The sequence below is a fragment of the Mesorhizobium sp. M0243 genome (assembly GCF_040321775.1).
Classification (GTDB): domain Bacteria; phylum Pseudomonadota; class Alphaproteobacteria; order Rhizobiales; family Rhizobiaceae; genus Mesorhizobium.
Window position 1 is genome coordinate 130026 of sequence record NZ_JAMYSF010000002.1, and the last position, 21591, is coordinate 151616.

Consider the following 21591-nt stretch of genomic DNA (forward strand, 5'->3'; position numbering starts at 1 on the left):
ATCTAAAATTCCGTTGCGATTCCATCCGGCGCCAATGTTGGAAATTCCTGGGCCGGAAACTTTTGGACCTAATGCCCGGGGTGCAGGGCGTCGTTGAGATACATGCAGGTCAACACGGCAAAGACGTAGGCCTGCAGGAAGGCGACCAGCAGTTCCAGTGCCGTCAGCGCCACCGCCATCGCCAGAGGCAGGATAGAGCCGGCGACGCCGACCGCGCCGAGCGCGCTCAGGCTGACCACGAAGCCGGAGAACACCTTCAGCGTGATGTGGCCGGCGAGCATGTTGGCGAACAGACGAACCGAGAGGCTGACCGGGCGCGACACGAAGGAGATCACTTCGATCAGCACCACCAGTGGCAGCAGGAAGACCGGCACGCCATGCGGCACGAACAGTTTCAGGAAGCCAAAACCATGCTTCATGAAGCCGTAGACGACCACGGTTGCGATCACCAGCACAGCAAGGCCGAAGGTGACGATGATGTGGCTGGTGACGGTGAAGAAATACGGGAACAGGCCAAGCAGATTGGCGACGAGCACGAACATGAACAGCGAGAACACGAGAGGGAAGAACTTCATGCCTTGCGTGCCGGCGGCATCGCGCAACATGTTGCCGACGAACTCGTAGGCCATCTCGGAGACCGACTGAAGCCGCCCGGGAACCAGGCTGCGGCTCGACGTCGTGAGAAACAGGAATCCAGCCGCGACGATCACGGTTGCGACCATGAACAGCGCCGAATTGGTGAAAGACAGGTCATAGCCGCCGATGTCGATCGGAATCAGCTTGTTGATATGGAACTGGTGGATCGGATCGACCTTGTCAGCTGCCACGTTCAAACCCCGTCAATGCCGCGTACGGCCTCGTTACCATTACCGCACATGAAGCGCGGTCATTTCTTGTCGTCTTGGTCACGGCGCGATTTATCGCCCTGTCCAAATTCTGCCACAACGCCGGCGGAACGCATCACATTGAGCACTCCGGCGCCAAAACCAAGCAGCAGAAACACGATCAGACCCCATGGCGATGTCCCCGCCAGACGGTCGATGATCCAGCCGATGCCGGCACCCACCACCACCCCGGCGATAAACTCGCTGGAGAGTTTGAGCGCCTGACCATAACCGGCCACACTGCCCGCTTTCGCGTCGTCTTTCCCCTCGAGCCGGCCCGGCCGCCTTGTCGCAAGCGAAGCTTCAAGGTCACGGCGGCGGCGCTCAAGATCGTCGTCGCGGATATCGGGTTCATGCTGATTGCCGCGGCCGGTTTTTCCGGTTCCGTCTGGCCCATTCTTGTCGGCCATCGCAACCCCCCTGCCCGGTCAGACCGTCACCGTCCGTCCGCTTCTAAAGTCGCCGGCAACATAGTTAGAGGGTTTGCGCCCGTCAAGCCACGGGCGGAAGTTCATTGCCATGTATTTTAGGCAATAAAATCAATCAATTAGAAAGGTGCGACATCGTGCCCGCCATGATGACGAGGATGCATGGCGCGAATCCCCTGCGCAATGGCTCTTCGATAGGCTGCGCGCCACATCAAAGATCAGCGGCTGCTCTGCACTCAGCTCCAGCCGCCGCCATAGGTCCGATAGAAGATATGCAGGCCGATCTTGGTCATCTTCTGCATCGTGCGCGCCCAGCCGGGATGGACATATTGGGCATAGTAGTGGGTCGACGATCCGACCTCCGGGATGAAGATCTTGCCGGCAGTGACGGCCATGGCGATCTCCTGGGCGGTCTTGTAGGCGGCTGGGCTATCGATGCGCTTCTTCCTGCCGTCGCAGGCGAAGGAGAATTGGCAGCGGTTGAACCAGCTGTCGTTCTGGTAGACGACGCCGCAGATCGAATTCGGATAGGTCGGATTGCGGACGCGGTTGAGGATGACCTGGGCGACGGCGGCCTGGCCGCGCACGGATTCGCTCCTCGCCTCGAAATAGATGCCGTTGGCAAGGCATGCCTGCTCCTTCTGGGAGAAGACGCTCGCCGGCAGCGGGTTCTGGATCCACGAATGATCGCCCTTGGCCATCGGCGGAATGAAGCGGCCCTCATTGGGCTGCTCGTCCTGAAGCAGGGCTTCGAAGGGCGATGCCTTGGCATAATCAGGCTCGGACTGCGCGTAGGCGGTGGCCAGCACGTCTGGATGGTCGTTGTTGACCAGCGCTGCCAGCATGGCCGGCACGCCGGGATCCGGCTTCTTGTCCTCGCGCGCATGGAATGCCGCGGCGATCTGGATTTCCTTGCCTTTGATCTGCGGCTTGGCGAAAGCCATTTTCAGGCCGCTGTCCATGCTGGGCCGCAGCAAGGAGGAGGTGCGCTCGAAGATCGAGCCGGCGTTGAAGTTCTTCGGCGGTGCGACGGGAGACATCTGGACGATGCGCCCTTTCTTCTCGGCGCGCACGACGCGGTCCTCATCGGGCGTGCCGCTGACCTTGCCGCCCTTGCCGCGAAACGACACGTTGCCGACACCGGCCAGGTGGACACCCGATCCGGAGATGGAGCCGGTGACATCGGAATCGACAAAGGGCATCTCGGCCGCATGGGTGGAGCCGGCGACGGATTTCTCGACATAGGAATTCCAGCGCGTGCTCGATGCTTCGAGGCCGGAAACCAGGCTCGTCATGTCCTGATAGGCGGCGACCGTCGGAAAGCCGATCCAGATGCCGAAACCGATGACGAGCGGAGCCAGAAAGCCACGTTTTCTCTCACCGGCGGCGGCAACCAGCCGCTTCAACACACGTCGATGCACGGAACACTCTCCAGGAACGCGACTGACCCCACTGGAGAGCAAAATGATGCATTAACCTTGATGGGACGTTAACGGCTTCGATCGGGTTTTCCCGGCCGACCCGAGGTCGTGGTTGCGAAGTCAGGCGATTTTGCGGCCGGCTATTCAGGCCGGACGCAGGAAGATCGGCCGGGCGATCAGCGCGCAGATGGCGGCCGCCAGCCAGACGCCGGACCAGGACCAGAGGTGCAAGAGCCCCGGAATGGCCACCGGCACCAGGAAGAAGCCGACAAAAACAAAGGTGTTGGCAAGGCTGAGCGCGGTCCCGACATGGCTGGCGCCGGCAAGGGTGGCAAGCTCGGTGTATGCGACGCCGTGCCAGGCGGAGACGGAGATGCCTGCGACAATAAGCACGACTGGAAGGACCGCCAAGCAGATGAGCTGGCCGCCCGGAACGGTTGGGCCGAACAGGACCAGCAGCCAAAGCATGGCGAAGGCAAGGGCGCTGAACGCGCTGCACAAGCGAAGAAATTGGCGGCGGTTGCCGTGACGGTCGGTGAAGCGGCCGCTCCAGATGCGCATGACCATGGCGCCGATCTGAACGGCGGCGAGGCTCGCGCTGATCGCCGCCGTTCCCAATCCAACGAAATCGTGCAGGAACACGGAGGCGAAGGTGAGCACGGCCACCTGCGGAAAGCAGAGCAGGCCGATGGCGGTCGCGATACGCCAAACATCGCGATTGCGCAGCGGCGCCGGTCCGGCCACAGAAGCCGCAGCGAGATGATCCTTGCCCGCCGTCGGCGGCTCGTGCAGCCAGCGCCAGGCGAACAGGGCAGACAGAGCGGATGCACCCGCCAGGACCCCGAACACCGCGCCAAAGCCGAAAGCCAGAGCAAGCGAGGGCAGTATGAGGGCGCCAAGGCCGCCGCCGAGCGGCACCGCCGTCTGCCTGATGCTCATTGCAAAGCCGCGCTCGTTTTCCCGGAACCAGCCCATGATGGCGCGGCCGCTCGAACCGTTGACGCTGCCGCCGAGCAGTCCGGTGATGAGCAGGCTCGCGGCGAGCAGCGTGACGCCGGGAGTACCGGCCTTTGTCGGCACAACCAGCATCGCCATGACCAGGAGCCACACCGCCGTCGCGCCGAGCCCGATCAGGAGCACGCGGCGATCGCCCCAGCGATCGGTGAGCAGGCCCCAGGGCAGTTCGCTGAGCGCGACCCCCAGCCCGAGAAGGCCGAGCGCCAGGCCGAGCTCGGCATTGCCCAGGTGATAGCCCTGGCGAAGAACGACCGCCGTCGCCGGGATGCCGGAGAACGTAGCCGAAAAGGCGGCATTGGCGGCGACGCCGATGCCCAGAACCTTCCAGCGATGGCCGGGCTTGAATACCCTTTCGGCGGAACCGGCTGCCGTATCTTCCAGGAGTTCTGACGGCTGCCGGTCGGCGCAATTGACAATGGCGGACATGACTTCATTTCCCGTGCTGGCCAGTGGTCCCGCCTTGACGATCTGTCCCTACCGCCATAATTTCATCCTGAAAATCAGGAAGTTTTTGACATACAATCCTGAAAATCGGGACTTCACACATGCGACGCGTAACTTTCGACCTCGACGTCCTGCGCAGTTTCGTCACCGGTATGGAACTGGGTAGCTTTGCCAAGGCCGCTGACCGGCTTGGCCGGTCGACGTCGGCGGTCAGCGCGCAATTGAAGAAACTGGAAGAACAGGCAGCGACGCCGATCTTCCGCAAATCAGGACGCGGCCTAGCTTTGACCGAGGCCGGCGAGACTATGCTCGGCTATGCGCGCCGGCTGATCGAATTGAATGACGAGGCGGCATCCGCCATCCATGATGTCGAGTTGGAAGGCTGGGTACGGCTCGGCTTGCAGGAAGATTTCGGCGAGGCGGTGCTGCCGGACGTGCTCGGCCGATTTGCCCGGGCGCACCCCAAGGTCAAGATCGAAGCCAGGATCGCACGCAGCCACGACCTTGCCGAAAGGGTCATGTCAGGCAGTCTCGACATCGCGCTCGCCTGGCACTGCGGCGAAACGCTGCCCTACAGCCAGCATGTCGCCGATGTGCCGATGCGTTGGATCGGGCCGGCAAAGCGCATCGAGACCAGCCTGCGCCACGGTGAGCCACTGCCGCTGGTGGCGCTCGAGGCGCCATGCCTTTTGCGTACGGTTGCAACTGAAACGCTCGACCGTGCCGGCCTGTCGTGGCGGATGGCCTTTTCCAGCCCAAGCCTTGGCGGCATCTGGGCCGCGGTTGCTGCGGGGCTGGGGCTGACGATCCGCACCGACATCGGCCTGCCGGCCAGCGTCAGCGCAATGACGCCGGAGATCGCCGGATTGCCCGCCCTGCCCAAGATGGCGTTGTTCCTGCATCGCAAGGACGCCGAGGCGGAGCCGGTGGCGGCCCGCCTCGGCGATATCCTGCTGGACGCCGCACGGCAAGCGCTGCCCGAAAATGCGCGGGTCAGCGACAACGGCCTGCGCAACGTGGCGTGATCATGAAGCGCCAGGTGGGCGCCGACGATCAGTTGCGTTTCTTGTTTGACCTGCCGGCGAACGGGTTGTCCGACGTGCGCAGCGCAATGCGGATCGGCACGCCGGGCATGTCGAAGGCTTCGCGCAGGCTGTTGGAGAGGTAGCGGACATAGGATTGCGGCATCGCGTCGGGCCGCGAGCACTGGACGACGAAGCCCGGCGGACGGGTCTTGGCCTGGGTGACGTACTTGACCTTCAGCCGGCGCCCGGCAACAGCAGGCGGCGGATGATGCGCCAGGATGCCCTCCAGCCAGCGGTTGAGCTTGCCGGTCGAGACGCGGCTGTTCCACACCTTGTGGGTCTTGATGACGGCATCCATCAGCTTGTCGAGGCCGCGCCCGGTCTCGGCCGAGACGGGTACGGCCTGCATGCCGCGCGCCTGGGGAAGAAGCCGTTCCGTCTTCTCGCGCAGTTCGGCCAGAAGCTCCTGGGGATGGTCGATCAGATCCCATTTGTTGAAGGCGATCACCGGCGCCCGGCCTTCCCTGATGATCAGGTCGGCGATCTGCAGATCCTGCTTCTCGAAGGGGATGGTGGCGTCGAGGACGATGATGACGATCTCGGCAAACCGGATGGCGCGCAGACCGTCCTGCACCGACATCACTTCCAGCTTTTCGTGGATCCTGGCCTTGCGGCGCATGCCGGCCGTGTCGAACAGTTTCAGGCGGCGGCCATGCCAATCCCAATCGACCGAGATCGAATCACGGGTGATGCCGGCTTCCGGTCCGGTGAGCAGCCGCTCTTCACCGATCAGCGCGTTGATCAGCGTCGACTTGCCGGCATTGGGGCGGCCGACGACGGCAATGCGCATCGGTTTGGTGTCGTCATAGGCGTGCTCGGCATCCGGATCGGCGATATCCTCGCCGATCAGCACCTCGCCGGCAGCGACGTCTTCGTCTTCGCCATCTTCTTCTTCGCCGAAGGCGCGCGCTTCGCCGAGCGCGCCGATCACGGCGTCGCGCAAATCGGGCATGCCCTGGCCATGCTCGGCCGAAACCGGGATCGGCTCGCCAAGGCCGAGCTCCCAGGCTTCCAGCATGCCGCCCTGGGCGCCCTTCGCCTCGGCCTTGTTGGCGACCAGCACGACCGGCTTGCCGGACTTGCGCACGATCTCGGCGAAGGTCCTGTCGTCAGGCAACAGGCCGGACTTGGCGTCGATGGTGAAGAAGATCAGGTCGGCTTCGCGGATGGCGATCTCGGTCTGCGCACGCATGCGGCCGGGCAAGGTCGAGGCGCCAGCGTCCTCGAAGCCGGCGGTGTCGATGACATCGAAATGCAGGTCGTAGAGCTTGGCGGCATGGACGCGACGGTCGCGGGTGACGCCCGGCGTGTCGTCGACGAGCGCCAGCTTCCTTCCCACCAGCCGATTGAAAAGAGTCGATTTGCCGACGTTAGGTCTGCCGATGATGGCGACTTTGAAGGTCACGACGCACTGCCCGACCCGCGGATCAGCTCGGACATCAATGTTGCGCGCTCGCGGGTGTTGCGCGGGGCGCCGTCATCGGCGGCGATCTGGTCGAACAGTTTCAGCGCATCCTGCGTCTTGCCTTCCTTCCAGGCGGAAAGGCCGAGTGCCTCGCGCGCCGTGTGGCGCAGCGTGTTGGTGTCGGATGTGAGCGCTTCGACACGGCTGGAGACGTCGGCAAAGGAGCCGTGGTCGACAAGCAGCAGTGCTGCCCGCAGGCGCGCCATGTCGCGAATGCCCTGGGGAATGGCCGTATCGGCGGCGACTTCGTCGAAATCCTTGACGGCGGCGGGGACGTCACCCTTGTTCGCCTTGACGGTCGCGCCGCGCATGCGGGCGAGCAATGGATAAGCGCCGTAGCCATCCTTCTCCAACTGATCGAGCGCGGTCAGCGCCTCATCGTTCTTGCCGTCATTGGCGAGCTTCAGCGCCTGCGAGAACGCATCGCCCGAGCGGTTGGCGCGCGTCTCGTCCCAATAGCGGTAGCCGACGAAGGCGGCGGTGCCGAGCACCACGAGGATCGCAACGACAATCAGAGCGGGGCCAAAACGGTCCCACAGCGCCTGCGCCTGTTCGCGACGGATCTCGTCGTTGACTTCACGGATGAAACTGTCGTCGGACATCAAATCAAACCATTCCTGCCCCGTCGGGCCTTTGTCAGCCCGCGTTTTAGCGAAATTTTGCCGGCATGGAAGGGGTTCAACCGGAAAATCGCCTATTGTCCGGGGCAAACGGATGTTTGCCCCGGACAAGCAGCCGAAAAGGCTCATCGCACCCACGCCACATTTAGGCGATAGCCGGCGTGCAGACGTTCCCCGAGTGAAGATCAGATTGCCTATGCTTCGTCCGTTCCGCGTTGTTGCGTTTTCGCTTGCCGCGCTCACCACTGGTGGCGGGGCTTTGGCCGATCCGCCGGTGCCGGCAAAGCCGAAACAGGTCGTCATCATCTCATTCGACAGCGCCCGCGATATTTCGCAATGGAAACGCAGCCGGGCATTGGCTGAGCGCACCGGCGCGCATTTCACCTATTTTCTGTCCTGCGTCTTCCTGCTGTCGACGGAGACGCGCAAGGAGTACACCGCACCCGGCAAAAGCGCCGGCAAATCCAACATCGGCTTTGCCGCCTCCAAGCAGGAAGTCACCGAGCGGCTCGAACAGATCGGCCTTGCCGCGCATGAAGGCCACGACATCGCCAGCCATGGCTGCGGCCATTTCGACGGCAAGGACTGGAGCAAGGCGGACTGGCTGAAAGAGTTCAGTTCGTTCGAGCACATTCTCGAAAACGCCTATGCGATCAACGGCATTGCACCCGAACCACAGGGCTGGCGCGATTTCGCGCGGCATGCGGTGGTCGGCTTTCGCGCGCCGTACCTGTCGACCAGCAAGGCGCTTTACGAAGCGCTGCCGGCGGCCGGATATCAATTCGATGCCAGCGGCGTCTCGCAAGGCCCTGCCCGACCGACGTCCAGCAACGGCATCATGCACTTTTCCCTGCCTCAGATTCCCGAAGGACCGAAGTCGCGGCCGGTGATTGCCATGGACTACAATCTCTATGTCAGGCATTCCGGCGGCTTCGAGCGGCCAAGCCAAGCGGGCGAGTTCGCCAACCGGACCTATGCTGCCTTCCGCGCCGCCTTCGACAGGCAGTATGCGGGAAAACGCATTCCGCTGGAACTCGGCTTCCACTTCGCGCTGATGAATGACGGCGCCTACTGGAACGCGCTGGAGCGCTTTGCCGGCGACGTCTGCGTCAAGGCGGATGTCGAATGCATCAGTTTTCGCGACTATGTTTCGCGCCAGGATGCTGGCCAAAGGCAGGTCTCGGTCGGCGGCTGAGCCGCCAACTTTCACATCCCAGTCAAGCTGGATCGGGCGCCTGTGCCTGGCGGTCGAGATAGCGTTGGTCGATTTCCGGCAGCGGCTCGCCATGCAGAGTGGTTTCGAAAGCGCGCAGACGCTTGTAGATCGAGATCAGCTCAACCACAGTTGGCCACGAGTTTACAAGATACTGGAACGACGATGTCACTTGGGAGAACGCATTGCTGATTTGATTCAACAAACCTAAAGTGATCGCACCAGCCGCAATGGACGGCGCCATCAATATCAAAGAGAATATGTTGTTCGTTTGCAAATAGAGGTAGCGAAATACGTTGAAATACACGTAGTGAAAATACAGCCTAAAATAGTTTCTTCTTACATTTTCAAACAATTCCCTCACAGCAGGTGGCTGTGCTCGATTCGGGTCATCTTCACCAAGGACCAATTCTTTTCGATAAGCCGCCTCAACGCGCTGGTTCCGGAACTGAAGCCCAGGCAATTTAACGCCGACCACAGCCAGAAGCACGGTGCCAAACAAGGCCCAAAAAATAGCCGACAATAGCAGCGGATGCGGTATCACACCCACGATCGGCAATTCCGTGATGTGAACCGACAGGGCTATGAGCAGCGGAGTGAAGGCGATGAGGGTCATCACCGAGTCAATCAAATTGCCGCCGAGTTGCTCCATGATCGTGGAGAAACGCATCGTGTCTTCCTGGACACGCTGTGAGGCACCCTCAATATGCCTCAGCTTCTGCCAGTTTTCCATGTAAAACTGGTTCATCGCAGTGCGCCAACGAAAGACATAGTGACTTACCAAAAATACAGTAAGCGCACTGACCACTACGGCTACACCGGCAATTCCCATGAATGTAGCAATCTGCCAGTAGATATCGGCAGCGGTGATCTTTATTTTGCCCGAAATGGTATTCTGGATCAGATCCCAAAATGGCCCGTACCAGTTGTTGATGGCAACGCTCACCTGAACCTGGAAATAGGTGATGAAGAGGATCAGCGCAGAGCCGAGAATGGACCAGATCTGCCATGGGTGTGGCGAATACCAAGCCCAAAAGACGTAGAAGAGCGCCACTACGACGGCAAAATATATGTAGAACCATAGAAACGGCAGTGACCAGAATGATGAGACACCGATGATCGGCGGCGCATCGGGAGCAGCTGGAGGCATACCGAAAACACCACCAAAACGTTCCCCTGCGTAGAACCAGAGCAAGACGGCAAGCAGGCTCCAGACGACCGCCGAGCTAAAAAACAGCTTCGGCTTTGGAAAAAACGATACGAACACTGTGGCGAATTCCTCGATCTGGGCGCAAATCAGCTGACTACGGCGGGCATAAAGTCACACATTAGTGGGAAAGAAAATGCCCGTGCCCGATGCCCGGCACAGCAAGCCCACAATCATGGCGATTTTGGCGCAGCCGACCATGTGATGGCGCCGGAGACGACCAGCACGATTGCGGCGGTGATCGAGGCGAGGAAGAAATCGCCGGACATTTGCGCCAGAAATCCGGCGGCGACCGGCCCGATGATCTGGCCAAGGCCGAACGCAGCCGTCATCAGGGCAAAGATCCGCCGCGGCGCGCTTGGCGCCTGCTGCCGGGCGGCTTGCAGGCCAAAGGCGGTGATGGCAATGAAGGTGCCGCCGAGCAGCACGCCGGCAAGCAGCGGCCCGGTGGCTCCGCCGATGGCGACGCTGGCGGTGACGCCGGCAACTTCGATGAAGCACGCCAGCGCATAGGCGGCATAGAGGCCGGTCCGGGCGGCGATCTTCTGCCAGAGCCAGACGGAGGGAAAGCCCGCAAGACCGGCGACCATCCACACCATGGCCTCGAAGATGCGGCTGCCGCCGCCTTGCCGGACGATGGCGACCAGGAATGTCGCCGTCACCACATAGCCAAAGCCGAACAGGCCGTAGGCGATGATGACCTTGACCAACGACCGGTCCATCCGCAGTGCCGGCTCGCGGGTGACTTCGCCGTTGCCGAGCGGACCCTCATTGACCAACAGAGCGACGAGGACGAAACCACAGGCCGAAATCGCCGCCGACCACAGCCAGCCTGCCGCCCAGCCCGAATGCTCGGCGACCAGCACCGCCATCATCGCCGCCGATGCCGCTATGCCGAGCCCGACGCCGCCGAAATGCCAGGCCTGCAGGTCGTTGCGACCGGCAGCCGCGATATGGCTGAACACGATGCTGGCCATGAACACCATGACGAAGGCGCTGGCCAGACCGGCCAGAAAGCGGATGGCGAGAAAGGCCGCCATCGCTTCGGTCAGCCCCATCAGCGCGGCAAGGACCGCACTGGCGCCAAGCCCCGCCAGCATCAGCAGGCGCTCGCGCCCATGCGCCCAGCCGCCCGCCGCTGCCAACGCGCCGACGAGGTAGCCGAGATAATTGGCCGACGCGATCCAGCCGGCATCGGCAGGCGACAGATGCAGTTCCTGCATCATCCCGGGCAGGATCGGCGTGTAGACGAAACGGCCGATGCCCATGGCAATCGCCATGGCAATCATGCCGGCGAGAGCGAACCGCAGCGCTGTCGAGGTGGCTGATGTCATTGCACTGCACAATAAGTGCAGGGATCGCTGAAACAATCGCCATCTGTTGGGCCAGTGCGTACGCGGGACGTGCTCGCCTCGACTTTCCTCGAGCCGGAACGCTTGGCACCTGCTCAGCAGCGACCGCCGGCGCATAGTGGAACCGTCTCGTGCACTGTCCGCCGTGCCGTCAGCCTGAACGGCACATCGCCCAGTTCGCGCTCCGACATGGTGTTCAGCACCGGATGCGAAAGCGGATCGATCAGCCATCTCTGCGTTTCGCTGTCCTGGCGCGGCTCATGCGAAGTAGTCGCAGCGAAAAAGACCCTCAGCGATGACGACAAGATCCTCAGCATTTCCGGCTCCACGGGTCTGTCTCTCCCGACAAAATCTGCCGTTTAGACATGCCTTTCAATTGAGATTTCAGCCGGATCAGTTTAGAAAAACTCAATGGCCATGCTCAACCGCGTCCATCTCAACGGCCTCCGCGCCGTCGAAACCGTTGCCCGGCTCGGATCGCTGGCGGCGGCGGCCGGTGAACTCAACGTTTCCGTCAGCGCCGTCAGCCAGCAGATAAGCCGTACCGAAAAACAGCTCGGCCAGGCGCTGTTCGAGCGAACGGCGAGCGGTCTGGTGCTGACTGAGTTCGGCACCGTCTTCGCGGCCCGCCTTGGTGCTGGATTTCGTGAGCTTTCCCAGGCCGTGGCGCTGGCCGACGAGGCTACGCAATGCACATTGGTGGTTTCGGTGGCGCCGGCCTTTGCCTCGAAGTGGCTGTTGCCCAGGCTATCTCGCCACTTCGACCGGCATCCCAACGTGCTGCTGCGCATCGACGCTTCGGTGCGGCTGGCCAATCTCGATCACTCGGACATCGACATCGCCATCCGGCTCGGCGACGGCAAATGGCCGGGCGGGCGCACGGAACTGCTCCTGGCGCAGGAAGTCTTCCCGGTCTGCGCGCCGGCGATCGCCCAAAAACTGAAATCGATCGAGGACCTTGCCCAGACCTGCGCGATTACCGACGAGCGGGCGATGATCAACTGGGAAAGCTGGTTCGAAACGGCCGGTGTCCCACCTGTCACCTTCCTCAAGGGTGCGCGTTTCACCGACCCGATGCTGTGCCTGGAGTCGGCGATTGCCGGCCATGGCGTGATGCTGGGCTGGCAATTGCTCGCCGCGGATGCGCTGGCCGACGGGCGGCTGGTGGCGCCTTTCGGAATCCGCGCCCAGAGCGGGCTCGGCTATTGGCTGGTGACCTCGTCCGTCAAGGCGGAAAGCCGCAAGGTCCGGGATTTCAAGCTCTGGATCAGGGAAGAGATCGAGGCAACCATGGCGCGGTTCGGGTCCGCGAACGCAGAACCCACCGTCGCGATCGCGGTGGAAAGGACGGAGGCACCGAGCTATGTAGAGTCGGACATCAAACTACGACAGGCAGGATCATGACCACACATTCGCGCGGCGTTTCCGCATCGATCGACCCGGTGAAGCTCGACAGGCTGGCGGAAGTCGCCATCAAGGTCGGGCTGCAATTGCAGCCAGGCCAGGATCTGGTGTTGACTTCGTCGATCGCGGCACTGCCGTTGACCAGGCGGATCGTCGAGCATGCCTACAAGGCCGGCGCCGGGCTGGTGACGCCAATCTTCAACGATGACGAGATGACGCTGGCCCGCTACCGTTTCGGCGCCGACGCGAGCTTCGACCGCGCCGCCGGCTGGCTTTATGAGGGCATGGCGAAAGCCTTTGCCAACAATGCGGCCAGGCTTGCCGTGCGCGGCGAGGATCCATCGCTGTTGTCGGCTCAGGATCCGGCGAAAGTGGCGCGCGCCAACAAGGCGAATTCGATGGCCTACCAGCCGGCGCTGGAAAAGATCACCGGCTTCGACATCAACTGGAACATCGTCGCCTATCCGGACCTCGCCTGGGCCAGACAGGTCTTCCCCGGCGATGCCGACGATGTCGCGGTCGTGAAGCTCGCCGATGCCATCTTCGCCGCGTCGCGGGTCGATGTTGAGGACCCGATCGGCAATTGGAAGGCGCACAACGCAGCCCTTCGCAGCCGCACCGAATGGCTCAACGGCCATAATTTCCATGCGCTGCACTTTACCGGACCCGGCACCGACCTGACGGTTGGACTGGCAGACGGCCATGAATGGATGGGCGGCGCCTCGACCGCCAAGAACGGCATCACCTGCAACCCCAACATCCCGACCGAGGAGGTCTTCACCACGCCGCACGCAAGGCGGGTCGAGGGTCATGTTTCCTCGACCAAGCCGCTGTCCTACCAGGGCACGCTGATCGACGACATCTCGGTGCGTTTCGAAGAAGGCAGGATCGTCGAGGCCAAGGCCTCGAAGGGCGAGGACGTGCTGAAGAAGGTACTCGACACAGACGAGGGGGCGCGCCGCCTCGGCGAGGTGGCGCTGGTGCCGCATTCCTCGCCGATCTCGGCGAGCGGGCTGTTGTTCTTCAACACGCTGTTCGATGAGAACGCCGCCTGCCACATCGCGCTCGGCCAATGCTATTCGAAGTGCTTTGTCGACGGCGCCTCGCTCAGCCAGGACGAGATCGCGGCGCGCGGCGGCAACAAGAGTTTTATCCACATCGACTGGATGATCGGCTCGGACAAGATCGACATCGATGGTGTCCACAAGGACGGCGCCCGCGTGCCCGTCATGCGCAAGGGCGAGTGGGCCTGACCCGCTTACGGAGGTTCCGATGGCCTTCGACCTGGCGGTCAAGCGTATCTACGAGCCACCCGCGCCCGATGACGGGCAACGGGTTCTGGTCGACCGAATCTGGCCACGCGGCGTCAGCAAGGAGGACGCCGCGCTGGCGCTGTGGCTGAAGGACATCGCGCCGAGCGACGATCTGCGCAAATGGTTCGGCCATGAGGCGGCGCGCTGGGCTGAGTTTCAGAAGCAGTACCGAGTTGAGTTGGACGGGAATGAAGATGCGGTGGGTGAATTGCGCGGCCTGCTTCGCCACGGCAAGGTGACGCTGCTCTACGGCGCGCATGATGAGGCGCATAACAATGCGGTGGCGCTGGCGGGGTATCTCAGAAAGACGGATTGAAGGGTGCCCACAATCTGTAAGGTCGGCGATTGGCCAATCTCCCCCCTTGCGGGGGAGATGCCCGGCAGGGCAGAGGGGGGTGCTGTCCCGCCGACCTGTCAGCCAATCACCGGCCAAATTCTGAGACGAACAGTCAAAGGGTGGCGATCCTTCACACCCCCCTCTGGCCTGCCGGCCATCTCCCCCGCAAGGGGGGAGATTGGCAGCGTCGCCTTCTCGCTACGCTACTTCACCGCCGCCTGATAAACATCAGCCTTGAACCCCACCAGAATCCGATCACCGACCTCCAGCACCGGCCGCTTGATCACGGTCGGCTTGGCCAGCATCAACGCCTTGGCCTTCTTTTCATCCAGGCCCTGCTTGTCCTTTTCCGCCAGTTCGCGAAACGTCGTACTCGCCTTGTTGAGCAGCTTTTCCCAGCCGACCTTGCCAACCCAGCCGTCAAGACGCTTGGCGTCCAGCCCCTCTGCCCTGAAATCGTGAAAACGGTAGGAAACATCATGGCCCTCCAGCCAGACGCGCGCCTTCTTGACGGTGTCGCAGGTGGTGATGCCGTAGATGATGATCGTCAAAACAGCGGCCCTTCCGATTTCGAATCTGACCGCAGATTAAGGACGCTCTGCGCGCTTTGCCAGCGGTCGCACCGGTGTCCCAGTGTTTTTGGGCTTGTCAACACTAAGGAATTTTCCTAAGTATTTTCGAGCCGCTTTCGACGACACCCGGGATGACCAATGACAAGCCTTCAGACCACAACTCCGAGCCGTCCACCGATCGACGGCATCTTTCGCGCACTGTCCGATCCGACGCGGCGACGCGTGGTGGAGCGGCTGAACCGCAGCCCTGCCTCGGTCAGCGAGCTTGCCCAACCGTTCGACATGGCCCTGCCCTCCTTCATCGAACATCTCAAAATCCTCGAAGGTTGCGGGCTGGTGCGCTCGCAAAAGACCGGCCGGGTCAGGACCTATCAACTGGCACCCGAGCCGCTGAAGCTTGCCGAAAACTGGCTGGCCGAACAGCGCACGCTGTGGGAGCGCCGCCTCGACCAGTTCGACGCCTATGTGATGACCCTCCAGGAGACAGAAAAATGATCTATCCCCTCAAGCCGGATCCCAGGCTGGACCTCGTGCTGGAGCGCGTCATCGATGCGCCGCGCGAATTGCTGTGGCGCGCCTTGACGACGCCTGAGCATGTCAAGCAATGGTTCACGCCTAGGCCTTGGATGATCACCGACTGCGAGATCGACCTCAGGCCGGGCGGTCTGTTCCGGACGCGCATGCAGTCGCCCGACGGCAATGAGGTCAACGACCGCCATTGCTGCTATCTCGAAATCGTGCCGAACGAGCGGCTGGTGTGGACGGATGCATTGTTGCCGGGTTACCGGCCGTCAGGGGAACCCTTCATCACCGCTGTCATTTCCTTGCAGCCGGACGGCAAGGGCACGCGCTACACCGCCACCGCCATCCATGGCGACGAGGCGACCCGCAACAACCATGAAGAGATGGGTTTCTTCGACGGCTGGGGCACGGTGGCCGATCAGCTTGCGCAGTACGTGAAGACCATTTGAGCCTCTCACATGGCGGCCTGGGACATCGTCCCGGCCGCCATGCTTATTTTTCAACCTTCAGCGACGAGACCGAGCTCCCGCAAGCCGATGGTATTTCACGGCCTCAATAATAGAAGCGCTCTTCGGTGATCTTGCCGTTTTTGACCGTGTAGAGGCCAACTTCATCCATGGTGACACGCTCGCCGGTAGCCTTGGGCGTTATGTCGAACTTGAAGCGCACCGCGAACTGGTCTCCGTTGACGTAGGGGCCCTCGACCGAGCCGCCATGCACTTCATTGTTCTCCTGCCACCATTGGCCCTTCTGCCTGAGCGCCTCCTTGCCATGGGAGATGGCCATCGGCCCCGCCATGGCTTCGAGACTGATTATATCATCGGCGTTGTACTTCTCGGCAGCAGCTTCGTTATCGCCCTGCTTGAGCAGCTCGGTGAAATCCTTGGCAATTTCCGCGATGGTCATTTGTATTCCTCCTGTCAGACGCACTGCAAATGGGGAACAGCTTGCTGGCCTCCATCGTCGGAACGTGCGGTAGCTGACAATCCGTGTCAGGACGGATCGCCCAGCTTGCGAACTACGATGCCAACGGCAAAGGCCAACGATCCAGGAAGAGGTATTTTGTCAGGCCGCGCAGGCTGTGAACAAAGATGAAGTCATGGGCAACGAAGCTGATCGGTTCGATGGGCTGCCGAGAGATGAACTTTTGATCGTAGGCAAGTGTCAGATGCGGAACGAAATGATCCGACGCTTTGAGCCCATTCCTGAGCATCTCGACACCAAGCAATTTGTGAAGTTCAAAAACCGGTCCATCATCGGCGAGAAGCACAAATGGGCGATGAGGTGGCCTGCCCCTTGTTGCCGGGCGACCGGGAAAGCTGCCGACGTGGCCAAACGTGACCTCGAAAGCAGGCATGTGGACACGCTGACCCGATCGAGATCCCGCAAAGACGGTCTTGGACCGCAGCCGCTTGTAGTCGCCGGCATGTTGCAGGCTCAGATGGAACCGTTCAGCCGACAGCAGCGATTCACCGACTTCATGTCGATGACAAAGCTGCGTCTGCAGATTGGCGAATGAACCATAGTCCTTCGGCTGCAAGAACAACCCGAAGAAGGCACGATCCGGCCGCTTCGGTTGCCACGGAGGCTCTGGTATGCCGAAATCGAATTCACCTTGCCGATACATACCCATACGCCCGGCGAAGAACGCTCCTGTTTCTCATCTACGGTTAGAACAAAACAGGAACAATCCTTGGAGTCAAGCGTGGATTTGATCGATGAAACTAACCTGGTAGCACCGGGCAGTTGGCACTACGGCGCAGGCTGATATGCGCCACGTCGCCGACCTGGAATTGAAAACCCTCGGCTTGGCGCGGCGCGTCTATGACAACAGGTGCGCCCTGCCCGAGTTCAGCGTGCAGACGCAACGTGCGGCCGTGAAAGACGATGCTGTTGACGCGTGCCGGCGCTGTGCCGGGCGCGGCCTCGGTCATCGCCAGGAGATCTTCCGGCCGCACGCCGACGGTGTGCATGGCGTCCTCGGCGAGAGCTTCGCCGGTTTCAGAAATGGCCTCCAGCGGTAGGGCGCCGGCGGCGAAGCGCAGGCGATCGCCGTCTCGGCCGACGAAGCGCGATTGCAGGAGATTCATGGTGCCGATGAAGCTCGCCACAAACTTCGTGGCGGGCCGGTCATAAAGTGTGGCCGGCGGCGCAATCTGCTCGATGCGGCCCTTGTTCATGACGACGATGCGGTCGGAGATCGACAGCGCTTCGGTCTGGTCGTGGGTGACCATGACGAAGGTGGTGCCGAGCCGCGACTGCAGCCGCTTCAGTTCAACCTGCATCTGTTCACGCAGATGCGCATCGAGCGCCGACAACGGCTCGTCGAGCAGTAGCACGCGTGGTTCGCAGACGATGGCACGCGCCAGTGCGACACGCTGGCGCTGGCCGCCCGACAGTTCGGAGACGCGGGCGCCAAGCTTGTCGGCGAGGCCGACCATGTCAAGGGCTTCGCCGGCGCGCTTTGCCTGTTCGGCTCCAGACAGTTTGCGCAGCGATAGGCCAAAGCCGACATTTTCGGCGACATTCATGTGCGGGAACAGCGCGTAATCCTGGAAAACGGTGTTGACCGGCCTGTCGAACGGCCGAAGTGCCGTGATATCGCGACCATCGAGCAACACCTTGCCGGTCGTCGGGCTTTCGAAGCCGGCGATGACGCGCAGGCTGGTGGTCTTGCCGCAACCCGACGGCCCGAGCAGCGTGATGAACTCGCCGCCGACAATGTCGAGATCGACGGCGTCGAGCCCGACGATGCCGCCAGGAAAAATCTTCGAGACAGCCTGTAGCCGCACAAGTGGATCAGGCGCCATCGCGAACCTCGGATGGCTTCGTGGTGTTGACCCAGAGGATCTGGCAACGCTCGGCGCCTGGATTGCGGAAGGCATGCAAAAGCGTGCTCTTGAACGCAAAACTGTCGCCGGTCTTCAGCACGTAATTTGTCGAATCAACCACCAGTTCGACCTCGCCCGACAGCACGAAGCCGAATTCATGACCGGCATGCGCATAGGCCTCCGCGGTGCCGCCGCCGGCTTCCACCGTCACCAGCATGCCGGTCAGCGTCGCGCCCGGCGGCGACAGCAGCGCCTTGGCAATGCCTTCCGACTTGACCGGGATTTGCCGTCGCTTATCGGCACGCACGCAATAGAGATCGTTGACGGCATCGTTGCCGTCGGCGATCAGCGCCGACGGCTCGATGTCGAGGGCGGCGGCGAGCGGCCAGATCACCTTGACGCGCAGCGAGGACATGCCGCGTTCGATCTGGCTCAACGCACCGATCGACACGCCGGCTTTTGCCGCAAGATCGGCCAGCGACAGGTTGCGCTCCAGCCGCAGCGCCCGCACGCGCCGGCCGACCCGCACATCGGCATCGTCCTTCGGCTTCTCAGCAGCTTCGTCCAGTATGTCCATCAATTCCCGACCTCGTTTGCAGTGTCTCGGGTGACACCGCGTGGCTGACGCCGCGCGGTGCTCTAGGGTTCAGCCGCCTGCCTTGACCTTTTCGAACATCTTGGCGAGGTCGTCATTCTGTTTCATCGGTCCGGTGAAGATGGTGGTCTTCAGCATCACTTCCGGGTCGGATGGCAGCTGCAATTTCTCCAGCTCCTCCTTCGGCACGGTGGCAAAAGCGGAGCTCAGCGAACTGCCATAGCCATAGGCCTCGATCAGGTATTTGCCGGAGTCGGCTTCCAGCCGGCTGTTGATGAAGTCATAGGCGAGGTCGACATTCTTGGCGTCCTTGAGCATGACGAAGCCGCAGGCCCAGGTCAGCATGCCCTCCTTCGGCTTCATGAACTCGACCGGCACGCCCTGCTTCTTCAGCGAGGTGGCCGACGCGTTCCAGGTCATGGCGGCGACCAATTGGCCGCTGGCCAGCGCCTGTTCGACGGAGGTCATGTCGGTGGTGTAATTGGAGAGCAGCGGGCGCTGCTCGCGCAGCTTCTCGGCCACCTTGTCCATTTGCTCCGGCGTCATGTCGAACGGATTAACGCCGGCGAGCAGTGCGGCAACGACCGGCGTGTCGTGCACCGCGTCGATCGTCGCCATGCGACCGGCATACTGCTTGTCCCACAAAAGGTTCCAGCTCGCTTCCGGGTTCTTCACCAGGTCGGTGCGGTAGAGGATCGAGGTGTTGCCCCAGTCCCATGGCACCATCCAGACCTTGCCGTCGCCGGCCTGCAGGTCGGGCAGGTTCTTGAACACCGGGAAGATCGAGTCCCAGTTCTTGATCCGCTTGGTGTCGATCGGCTGCAGCAGGCCTTCCTTGTTCCAGCGCGCCACCTTGTCATAACAGGGATGCGCGATGTCGGGGCGGAAGCCGGCCTTGACCTTGGTGAAGGCGTCATCGTCGTCACCGAAGATCGAGGCCTCGACGCCGTCGGGGTGCGCGGCGAGGAAGCTCTTGTTGAAATCGGGCAGTTCATAGCCCGACCAGGTGAAATATTGCAGCTTGTCGCCGGCGAAAGCGACGGTCGACGACAGCGCCAGCGCGAACGCCGTCAATCCAGCGCAAACAGTCTTTGCAGAGATCGATTTCAGGTCGAATGCCATTGCAGTTCTCCTCTCTTGGTTTGTTTTGGTTGTGACGGATCCGCGGGCTTTGGCGCCGTGGCGGACAAGCCGCGATGGCGCAGGATTTCAGCCGCTGCAGCGATGATGAAGGACACAGCCAGGATCGACGTGCCCAGCGCCATCACCGTCGGCAGCGACTTTGGAAAACGCAGCTGGCTCCAGATGTAGAGCGGCAGCGTCGGCTCGGTGCCGGCCAGGAAGAAGACGACAATGAATTCGTCGAAGGAGATCAGGAAGGCCAGCATGAAGGCCGAAACGATGGCCGGCAGGCTGAGCGGCAGCATGATCCGCCGGAACGTCGTCCAGTCGGAGGCGCCGAGATCGAGCGCCGCCTCGCGAATGGTTTTCGGGATGGCGGCGAAGCGGCTGCGCATGATCACCACGGTCGTCGGCAGCGCCACCAATATGTGACCGAGAACGATGGCGATGCGCGATGGCCCCAGACCAATGAGATTGATGAGGATCAGCAGCGATATGCCGACGATGACGCCGGGGATCAGGATTGGCAGCCGGGCGATGGCGCTGATGGTGGCGGCCAGCGGCGAGCGGCCGTAGAGGTCCATGTAGGATACGGTGATGCCGCACAGCGTCGCACTCGTGGCGGCAATGGCGCCGATGACGAGGCTGTTCAGGAGTGCACCGGTCAGCGCCGAATTGCCGAACAAAGTCGCGTACCATTGCAAGGTGAAGCCTTGCAGCGGAAACGCTGCCTGGATCGAGTTGTTGAAGGAAAACAGCGGGATCAGCAGCACCGGCAGATAGAGAAAGACCAGATAGGCGACGACGTAGACGCCAAGCCAGCGGCCGCCTCCCTGCGTGCGTGCAGCGCTCATGTGCGGCTGCCAAATCTGCGGTCGGCGAAACGCGCGACCAGCACCACGCACAGGATGACCAGCATGACGGCGACGGAGAGTGCGGCGCCAAACGGCCAATCGTTGGCCTTGCCGAATTGCGCCTGGATCAGCGTGCCGATCATGGTGCTGGCCGGGCCGCCGACGAGCGCCGGCGTGACATAGTCACCGACCGTCGGCACGAAGACGACAAGGGCTGCCGCCAGCACGCCCGGCATCGAATTGGGCAGCACGACACGGCGGAAAGAGGTGAAGGGCCGCGCGCCGAGATCGGAAGCGGCCTCGATCAGCGATTTCGGGATGGTGTCCAGCGCCACGTAGATCGGCAGGATGGCAAAAGGCGCGTAGGCGTGCGCCAGCGTGACGACGACGGCGGCCGGCGTGTTGAGAAAGGCCAATGTCGGCTCGGACCAGATGCCGCTTTCGATCAGCGCCGAGTTCAAAACGCCATTGTAGGCGAGCACGATCTTCCAGGCGAAGACGCGCAGGAGATAGCTGGTCCAGAATGGCAGCGTCACCAGAAACAGCAGAAGGCCGCGCCGCCGGCCGGCGTGGAAGGCAAGATAGTAGGCGACGGGATAGGCAGTGACGACGGTCGCCAGCGTGACCAGAGCGGCAATGATCAGCGAACGCAGCGTCACCGTCCAGTACAGCGGATCGGACACCACAGTTGCGAAGTTCGCCAAGCTGAAACCGGCACCGAGCAGCGAACCGTCATTGTTGCGGAAGGCGAGGAAAAGCACGAGGCCGAGGGCAAACAGGATCAGCAGGAAAGTGACCAGAGCGCCCGGGAGCAGCATGGCGACCCGGAAGCCCTGAGAAGACCGGGCCTCTGGCGCTGATGTTGCAACTAGGGTCGACATCGACCTGCCTATCGGAATTTGAAA

24 protein-coding genes are annotated in these 21591 nt (G+C 62.0%); 7 read left to right on the forward strand and 17 right to left on the reverse strand.

The window, feature by feature from the left end; all coding sequences use genetic code 11:
• Positions 1-68: 68 nt before the first annotated feature.
• The 4 genes from NKJ11_RS02725 to NKJ11_RS02740 all read right to left on the reverse strand — a co-directional run bounded on the left by NKJ11_RS02725 (position 69) and on the right by NKJ11_RS02740 (position 4176).
• Positions 69-827 (reverse strand): F0F1 ATP synthase subunit A, encoded by a 759-nt coding sequence (locus NKJ11_RS02725; protein WP_023808677.1) that lies wholly within the window; start codon positions 825-827, stop codon positions 69-71.
• A 59-nt stretch (positions 828-886) separates the two neighbouring features.
• Positions 887-1294, reverse strand: coding sequence for an AtpZ/AtpI family protein (locus tag NKJ11_RS02730; RefSeq protein WP_023808678.1), 408 nt, complete (start codon positions 1292-1294; stop codon positions 887-889).
• A gap of 254 nt (positions 1295-1548) precedes the next feature.
• Positions 1549-2733, reverse strand: coding sequence for a cell wall hydrolase (locus NKJ11_RS02735; RefSeq protein WP_352609405.1), 1185 nt, complete (start codon positions 2731-2733; stop codon positions 1549-1551).
• A 144-nt stretch (positions 2734-2877) separates the two neighbouring features.
• Positions 2878-4176, reverse strand: coding sequence for an MFS transporter (locus NKJ11_RS02740; RefSeq protein ID WP_352609403.1), 1299 nt, complete (start codon positions 4174-4176; stop codon positions 2878-2880).
• Positions 4177-4295: 119 nt separating this feature from the next.
• Between NKJ11_RS02740 and NKJ11_RS02745 the strand changes: the two genes are divergently transcribed.
• A complete protein-coding gene (locus NKJ11_RS02745; protein ID WP_352440007.1) occupies positions 4296-5219 on the forward strand; it encodes a LysR substrate-binding domain-containing protein in 924 nt (307 codons plus the stop codon).
• Positions 5220-5247: 28 nt separating this feature from the next.
• Here the strand turns inward: NKJ11_RS02745 and der are convergent, their stop codons facing one another.
• Entirely contained in the window at positions 5248-6684 is a 1437-nt protein-coding gene (der, locus tag NKJ11_RS02750; protein WP_352609401.1) for a ribosome biogenesis GTPase Der, read from the reverse strand.
• Positions 6681-7346, reverse strand: a complete 666-nt coding sequence (locus NKJ11_RS02755) for a tetratricopeptide repeat protein (RefSeq protein ID WP_023808683.1) — start codon at positions 7344-7346, stop codon at positions 6681-6683. The genes der and NKJ11_RS02755 overlap by 4 nt, the downstream gene beginning before the upstream one ends.
• Before the next feature lie 214 nt (positions 7347-7560).
• Between NKJ11_RS02755 and NKJ11_RS02760 the strand changes: the two genes are divergently transcribed.
• The gene (locus NKJ11_RS02760; protein ID WP_352792729.1) at positions 7561-8559 is read left to right on the forward strand and encodes a polysaccharide deacetylase family protein; all 999 of its coding nucleotides are present in this window, start codon (positions 7561-7563) and stop codon (positions 8557-8559) included.
• Positions 8560-8581: 22 nt separating this feature from the next.
• On the opposite strand, the gene sbmA is transcribed toward NKJ11_RS02760, so the two are convergent.
• The 3 genes from sbmA to NKJ11_RS02775 form a co-directional block, all read right to left on the reverse strand.
• Positions 8582-9844, reverse strand: coding sequence for a peptide antibiotic transporter SbmA (gene sbmA, locus NKJ11_RS02765; protein ID WP_352609399.1), 1263 nt, complete (start codon positions 9842-9844; stop codon positions 8582-8584).
• Positions 9845-9957: 113 nt separating this feature from the next.
• The gene (locus NKJ11_RS02770; protein ID WP_352609398.1) at positions 9958-11118 is read right to left on the reverse strand and encodes a YbfB/YjiJ family MFS transporter; all 1161 of its coding nucleotides are present in this window, start codon (positions 11116-11118) and stop codon (positions 9958-9960) included.
• A gap of 113 nt (positions 11119-11231) precedes the next feature.
• Positions 11232-11453, reverse strand: coding sequence for a hypothetical protein (locus tag NKJ11_RS02775; RefSeq protein WP_128302464.1), 222 nt, complete (start codon positions 11451-11453; stop codon positions 11232-11234).
• Positions 11454-11547: 94 nt separating this feature from the next.
• Between NKJ11_RS02775 and NKJ11_RS02780 the strand changes: the two genes are divergently transcribed.
• Genes NKJ11_RS02780 through NKJ11_RS02790 form a run of 3 tightly spaced genes read left to right on the forward strand, consistent with a single transcriptional unit; the run spans position 11548 to position 14169 of the window.
• A complete protein-coding gene (locus NKJ11_RS02780) occupies positions 11548-12540 on the forward strand; it encodes a LysR substrate-binding domain-containing protein (protein WP_128302463.1) in 993 nt (330 codons plus the stop codon).
• Positions 12537-13793 (forward strand): aminopeptidase, encoded by a 1257-nt coding sequence (locus NKJ11_RS02785; protein ID WP_352628597.1) that lies wholly within the window; start codon positions 12537-12539, stop codon positions 13791-13793. The genes NKJ11_RS02780 and NKJ11_RS02785 overlap by 4 nt, the downstream gene beginning before the upstream one ends.
• Positions 13794-13812: 19 nt before the next feature.
• A complete protein-coding gene (locus NKJ11_RS02790) occupies positions 13813-14169 on the forward strand; it encodes a DUF488 domain-containing protein (RefSeq protein WP_352628595.1) in 357 nt (118 codons plus the stop codon).
• Positions 14170-14393: 224 nt separating this feature from the next.
• On the opposite strand, the gene NKJ11_RS02795 is transcribed toward NKJ11_RS02790, so the two are convergent.
• Positions 14394-14741, reverse strand: a complete 348-nt coding sequence (locus tag NKJ11_RS02795) for an ArsC family reductase (RefSeq protein WP_023808691.1) — start codon at positions 14739-14741, stop codon at positions 14394-14396.
• A gap of 159 nt (positions 14742-14900) precedes the next feature.
• Here NKJ11_RS02795 and NKJ11_RS02800 point away from each other — a divergent pair, with 159 nt between their 5' ends.
• Both NKJ11_RS02800 and NKJ11_RS02805 read left to right on the forward strand, forming a co-directional pair.
• On the forward strand, positions 14901-15257 hold the full coding sequence (locus NKJ11_RS02800) for an ArsR/SmtB family transcription factor (protein ID WP_023808692.1): 357 nt from the start codon (positions 14901-14903) through the stop codon (positions 15255-15257).
• Positions 15254-15733, forward strand: a complete 480-nt coding sequence (locus NKJ11_RS02805) for an SRPBCC family protein (protein WP_023808693.1) — start codon at positions 15254-15256, stop codon at positions 15731-15733. Before NKJ11_RS02800 ends, NKJ11_RS02805 begins: the two co-directional genes overlap by 4 nt.
• Positions 15734-15836: 103 nt before the next feature.
• Here the strand turns inward: NKJ11_RS02805 and NKJ11_RS02810 are convergent, their stop codons facing one another.
• The 7 genes from NKJ11_RS02810 to NKJ11_RS02840 all read right to left on the reverse strand — a co-directional run bounded on the left by NKJ11_RS02810 (position 15837) and on the right by NKJ11_RS02840 (position 21567).
• A complete protein-coding gene (locus tag NKJ11_RS02810; protein WP_023808694.1) occupies positions 15837-16190 on the reverse strand; it encodes a nuclear transport factor 2 family protein in 354 nt (117 codons plus the stop codon).
• A gap of 112 nt (positions 16191-16302) precedes the next feature.
• Positions 16303-16911: a 2'-5' RNA ligase family protein gene (locus NKJ11_RS02815; protein ID WP_128302459.1), complete on the reverse strand. Its 609-nt coding sequence runs from the start codon at positions 16909-16911 to the stop codon at positions 16303-16305.
• A gap of 97 nt (positions 16912-17008) precedes the next feature.
• Positions 17009-18094 carry an ABC transporter ATP-binding protein gene (locus tag NKJ11_RS02820; RefSeq protein WP_352792668.1) on the reverse strand — a complete coding sequence of 362 codons (1086 nt, stop codon included), beginning with the start codon at positions 18092-18094 and terminating at the stop codon, positions 17009-17011.
• Entirely contained in the window at positions 18084-18692 is a 609-nt protein-coding gene (locus NKJ11_RS02825) for a cupin domain-containing protein (RefSeq protein ID WP_128302457.1), read from the reverse strand. Before NKJ11_RS02825 ends, NKJ11_RS02820 begins: the two co-directional genes overlap by 11 nt.
• A gap of 69 nt (positions 18693-18761) precedes the next feature.
• Positions 18762-19832 (reverse strand): ABC transporter substrate-binding protein, encoded by a 1071-nt coding sequence (locus NKJ11_RS02830; RefSeq protein ID WP_023808698.1) that lies wholly within the window; start codon positions 19830-19832, stop codon positions 18762-18764.
• The gene (locus NKJ11_RS02835; protein ID WP_023808699.1) at positions 19817-20686 is read right to left on the reverse strand and encodes an ABC transporter permease; all 870 of its coding nucleotides are present in this window, start codon (positions 20684-20686) and stop codon (positions 19817-19819) included. The genes NKJ11_RS02830 and NKJ11_RS02835 overlap by 16 nt, the downstream gene beginning before the upstream one ends.
• Positions 20683-21567: an ABC transporter permease gene (locus NKJ11_RS02840; protein WP_023808700.1), complete on the reverse strand. Its 885-nt coding sequence runs from the start codon at positions 21565-21567 to the stop codon at positions 20683-20685. The genes NKJ11_RS02835 and NKJ11_RS02840 overlap by 4 nt, the downstream gene beginning before the upstream one ends.
• Positions 21568-21591 lie beyond the last annotated feature (24 nt).

Coding starts and splice junctions, on each gene's coding strand:
- NKJ11_RS02730 (WP_023808678.1), bottom strand. CDS start 1,294: ATGGCCGACAAGAATGGGCCAGACGGAACCGGAAAAACCGGCCGCGGC.
- NKJ11_RS02740 (WP_352609403.1), bottom strand. CDS start 4,176: ATGTCCGCCATTGTCAATTGCGCCGACCGGCAGCCGTCAGAACTCCTG.
- NKJ11_RS02745 (WP_352440007.1), top strand. CDS start 4,296: ATGCGACGCGTAACTTTCGACCTCGACGTCCTGCGCAGTTTCGTCACC.
- NKJ11_RS02755 (WP_023808683.1), bottom strand. CDS start 7,346: ATGTCCGACGACAGTTTCATCCGTGAAGTCAACGACGAGATCCGTCGC.
- NKJ11_RS02760 (WP_352792729.1), top strand. CDS start 7,561: ATGCTTCGTCCGTTCCGCGTTGTTGCGTTTTCGCTTGCCGCGCTCACC.
- NKJ11_RS02770 (WP_352609398.1), bottom strand. CDS start 11,118: ATGACATCAGCCACCTCGACAGCGCTGCGGTTCGCTCTCGCCGGCATG.
- NKJ11_RS02775 (WP_128302464.1), bottom strand. CDS start 11,453: ATGCTGAGGATCTTGTCGTCATCGCTGAGGGTCTTTTTCGCTGCGACT.
- NKJ11_RS02780 (WP_128302463.1), top strand. CDS start 11,548: ATGGCCATGCTCAACCGCGTCCATCTCAACGGCCTCCGCGCCGTCGAA.
- NKJ11_RS02785 (WP_352628597.1), top strand. CDS start 12,537: ATGACCACACATTCGCGCGGCGTTTCCGCATCGATCGACCCGGTGAAG.
- NKJ11_RS02790 (WP_352628595.1), top strand. CDS start 13,813: ATGGCCTTCGACCTGGCGGTCAAGCGTATCTACGAGCCACCCGCGCCC.
- NKJ11_RS02800 (WP_023808692.1), top strand. CDS start 14,901: ATGACAAGCCTTCAGACCACAACTCCGAGCCGTCCACCGATCGACGGC.
- NKJ11_RS02805 (WP_023808693.1), top strand. CDS start 15,254: ATGATCTATCCCCTCAAGCCGGATCCCAGGCTGGACCTCGTGCTGGAG.
- NKJ11_RS02810 (WP_023808694.1), bottom strand. CDS start 16,190: ATGACCATCGCGGAAATTGCCAAGGATTTCACCGAGCTGCTCAAGCAG.
- NKJ11_RS02815 (WP_128302459.1), bottom strand. CDS start 16,911: ATGTATCGGCAAGGTGAATTCGATTTCGGCATACCAGAGCCTCCGTGG.
- NKJ11_RS02820 (WP_352792668.1), bottom strand. CDS start 18,094: ATGGCGCCTGATCCACTTGTGCGGCTACAGGCTGTCTCGAAGATTTTT.
- NKJ11_RS02825 (WP_128302457.1), bottom strand. CDS start 18,692: ATGGACATACTGGACGAAGCTGCTGAGAAGCCGAAGGACGATGCCGAT.
- NKJ11_RS02830 (WP_023808698.1), bottom strand. CDS start 19,832: ATGGCATTCGACCTGAAATCGATCTCTGCAAAGACTGTTTGCGCTGGA.
- NKJ11_RS02835 (WP_023808699.1), bottom strand. CDS start 20,686: ATGAGCGCTGCACGCACGCAGGGAGGCGGCCGCTGGCTTGGCGTCTAC.
- NKJ11_RS02840 (WP_023808700.1), bottom strand. CDS start 21,567: ATGTCGACCCTAGTTGCAACATCAGCGCCAGAGGCCCGGTCTTCTCAG.